This window comes from Methylorubrum podarium, from assembly GCF_022179745.1.
Classification (GTDB): Bacteria; Pseudomonadota; Alphaproteobacteria; order Rhizobiales; family Beijerinckiaceae; genus Methylobacterium; species Methylobacterium podarium.
On record NZ_BPRD01000319.1, the window covers coordinates 1 to 3,144 of the forward strand.

A 3,144-nucleotide genomic window follows, 5' to 3' on the forward strand; every position below is an offset into this window, starting at 1 on the left:
CGGCGAGGCCGGCGACGTGGTCGAGCGGGCGGAGCGCCTGTGCCAGGCCCGCGGCCTGCAGTTCACGCGGCTGCGGCGGGACGTGCTCGCGGCGGTGGCGTCGGAGCACCGGCCCCTCGGCGCCTACGACATCGCCGAGCGGATGAGCGCCCCCGGGCGCCGGGTCGCGGCAGTGTCGGTCTACCGGGCGCTCGACTTCCTCACCGAGCAGGGCTTCGTCCACCGCATCTCCAGCCGCAACGCCTTCGTCTCCTGCGGGCACGAGCACGGCGCGGGGGCGGGCCTCGTCTTCCTGATCTGCCGCACCTGCGGCGGCATCGACGAGATGACCGCGCCAGCGGTCGAGAGCGCCCTCGACCAGACGCTGGCCGGGGCCGGCTTCACCCCGACGAGCCGGATCCTGGAGGTCGAGGGCGAGTGCGGCGCCTGCCGCGGACGCGGCGACGCGCCGGACGCGCCGGGTCGCGCGTAGCCCGTCAGAACGCGTTGCGGTAGGCCCGCGGCGAGGCGATCGTGCGGAAGAGGATCGTGATGTCGAGCCAGAGCGACCAGTTGTCGATGTAGTGCAGGTCGGCCTGGACCCGGGCTTCCATCGCCGCGTCGGTGAGGGTCTCGCCGCGGAAGCCGTTGACCTGCGCCCAGCCGGTGATGCCCGGCTTCACGTTGTGGCGGCGGGCGTAGAGGGCGATGCGCCGCTCGAAGCTGCGGTCGTGGGCCAGCGCGTGCGGGCGGGGGCCGACGAGGGACATGTCGCCCCGGATCACGTTGAGGAGTTGGGGCAGCTCGTCGAGATTGGTCCGGCGCAGCAGAGCGCCGATGCGGGTGATGCGGTCGTCGTTGCGGGACGCCTGCCGGAAGGGCGCGTCGGGGGCGGCCTTCATGCTGCGGAACTTGAACACGCCGAAGGCCTCCTGGTTGAAGCCGTAGCGCCGCTGCCGGAAGAAGACCGGGCCGGGGCTGTCGAGCTTGATCAGCACGGCGAGGGCGACGAACAGGGGGGCGAGCAGCACCAGCCCGAGCCCCGCGAGGGTCACGTCGAAGGCGCGCTTGAGCAGGATCTCGCCCACCGAGAGCGGGCGGCGGCCGATATTGATGCCCGACAGCCGGCCGACGCGGGCGACCTGCAGGTCGGGGAAGCGGTCCATCATCGTGCCGGGGCGCAGATGGAGGGCGGCCGGCACCCGCAGGAAGGCGTCGATGCAGCGCTCGATGTCGGCGGGCTCCGACCAGGGCACCAGCACGAAGACGTCGTCCGGCCGCAGGAAGCGCACCACCGACACCGCGAGGTCGAGATCCTCGGCGAGCAGGGTCTCCGCGCTTCCGGGGCCGGATGCGGGATCGAAACGGCGCAGGTAGCTCGTGCCGACGACGCGAAGCCCCAGCGCGTCGACGTCGTTGTTGGCGTAGAAATTCGTCACGTCCTCCTCGTAGCCAACGAGGTGGACGCGGCTGACGGAGGGCGAGGTCGAGGTGCTGCAGCGGCGCACCAGCGCCACCGCCGCCGCCCGGACGAGGATCGTGACCGGCAGGCCGGTGAGGAAGAAGGCGACCGTGGCGACGCGGGAGAAATCCTGCGTCGTCTTCGTCGCGAAGCCGGCCAGGAGGGCGACGGCCCAGGCCATCAGCCAGAGCGTCGCCCGGCGCTGCAGGTGCGGCGTCTGCGACAGGCAGCGCTCGATGCCGTACTCGCCGCGGGCGAGGTTGGTCGGCACTACGATCAAGGACAGGAACCCGGCCGTCTGCAGGTTCATGCTGCGGGTCAGCGGGATCAGCCCCCCGTCGCCGATATAGGCGTGGTAGGCCGCGTCCACCGCGAAGCCGGCCGCGAAGATCGCCACGAGATCGGCCGCGAGCAGCGCGGCCGAGATGCCGACGCGCAGGGCCGTGCGCCGCCGCTGCGGCAGAAGCGAGGTCCAGACGGACCGGCGCGTCCGGTCTTCGGGCAGGCGCTGGTACTGCTGGGGTGGGCGCTCGTGAAACATGTGTCCCGCGTTGTGCTGCCCTGAAGGCGGTGATCTGTCCCGAAGCGGGACGTTTTCGGTCGCCGCCCCCGGTTTCGCGTCTTCCCGCGCAAGCCGCGCACCGGATGCGCCCGGAGACCGGTGCCGCGGCGGCCGACATGCGACCGGCGAACGAAAGCCCGGCCGTTCCTTCGAAAAGCCTTCGTCCGTCACCGCCGCGCGGGCCGAACGCGGATCCGGCCTCGATCGATCCCACCGGCGCGGGTGCGACGCCGAGGTGAGACGAAAGTCGCGGATTTTGAGAGGGAATCAGTAATCGAGCGGCGCGGGGCCGTGCGAAACCAGCGCCCGGCATTGGAAGAAATCAAGACCGGATCGCTGTCCGCCCTCGCTTCGCGCCCGCCGCGCGACCCGGACACTTGATTTCGGGCGCGCCGCCCTTCGCGCGCGCTCCGTTTCCGGCCTCCACCGTGCCGGTGGTCCCGGTCTATGCACAGGAATTATTGCCCGGACCGATCGGGCTCGGCGGCGGGCCGTTCTTCGGCTCCGCCGCCCCGCTCGCAGAATGGGCCGACCCTGTCGGCCTCGAGCGGGCCGACGACCTCCGCGCCGTCCCGCCCTCGGGATGGCGGGGGTGTTCCCGCCGCGGCCGCCGCGGCGCCGCGGGCGGCCGATCTTCCCAAATCGCTATGGATAACAGAATGTTAAGGCCTCGGCCCGGATCCGCTGTCCGGGACGAGGCGTGGCGGAGGCGTCTCAGGCCGCCTGCTCGCTTTCGGGCCGGGCGACGGTCTGGATCGACTCGAACCCTTCGAATTGCGGGTGGCCGAGATAGAGCGGCTTGGTGCCCGGCACGCGGCCATGCGCCTTGCGGAACTGTTCCGAGCGGGTCCAGGCCTCGAAATCGGCTCGCGAGCGCCAGATCGTGTGCGAGGCGTAGAGGATGTGGTCCTCGGCCTCCGGCCCTTTCAGCAGGTGGAACTCCACGAACCCTTCCATCTCGCCGAGATGACTGTCGCGTCCGAGCCAGACCTGCTCGAAGTCCTGCGCCGAATCCTTCACGACCTTGAACCGGTTCATCGCGATGAACATGCCCGAATGCTCCTGATCTGATCGAGCCCGCCGCCGCGCGACTGCTCGAAATTGATGACTCTACGTAGTCTCGCTCGTAAGCTGAAGCCGG

The 3,144-nt window shown here is 70.8% G+C and carries 3 protein-coding genes; 1 reads left to right on the forward strand and 2 read right to left on the reverse strand.

What is annotated here, in order from left to right; all coding sequences use genetic code 11:
* The first annotated feature begins 16 nt into the window (after positions 1–16).
* Positions 17–472, forward strand: a complete 456-nt coding sequence (locus tag MFF42_RS15960; protein ID WP_238256629.1) for a Fur family transcriptional regulator — start codon at positions 17–19, stop codon at positions 470–472.
* A 4-nt stretch (positions 473–476) separates the two neighbouring features.
* Here the strand turns inward: MFF42_RS15960 and MFF42_RS15965 are convergent, their stop codons facing one another.
* Positions 477–1,982 carry a sugar transferase gene (locus MFF42_RS15965; protein ID WP_238256627.1) on the reverse strand — a complete coding sequence of 502 codons (1,506 nt, stop codon included), beginning with the start codon at positions 1,980–1,982 and terminating at the stop codon, positions 477–479.
* A gap of 735 nt (positions 1,983–2,717) precedes the next feature.
* Positions 2,718–3,053, reverse strand: a complete 336-nt coding sequence (hmuQ, locus tag MFF42_RS15970; RefSeq protein ID WP_238256628.1) for a heme-degrading protein HmuQ — start codon at positions 3,051–3,053, stop codon at positions 2,718–2,720.
* Between the last annotated feature and the right edge of the window lie 91 nt (positions 3,054–3,144).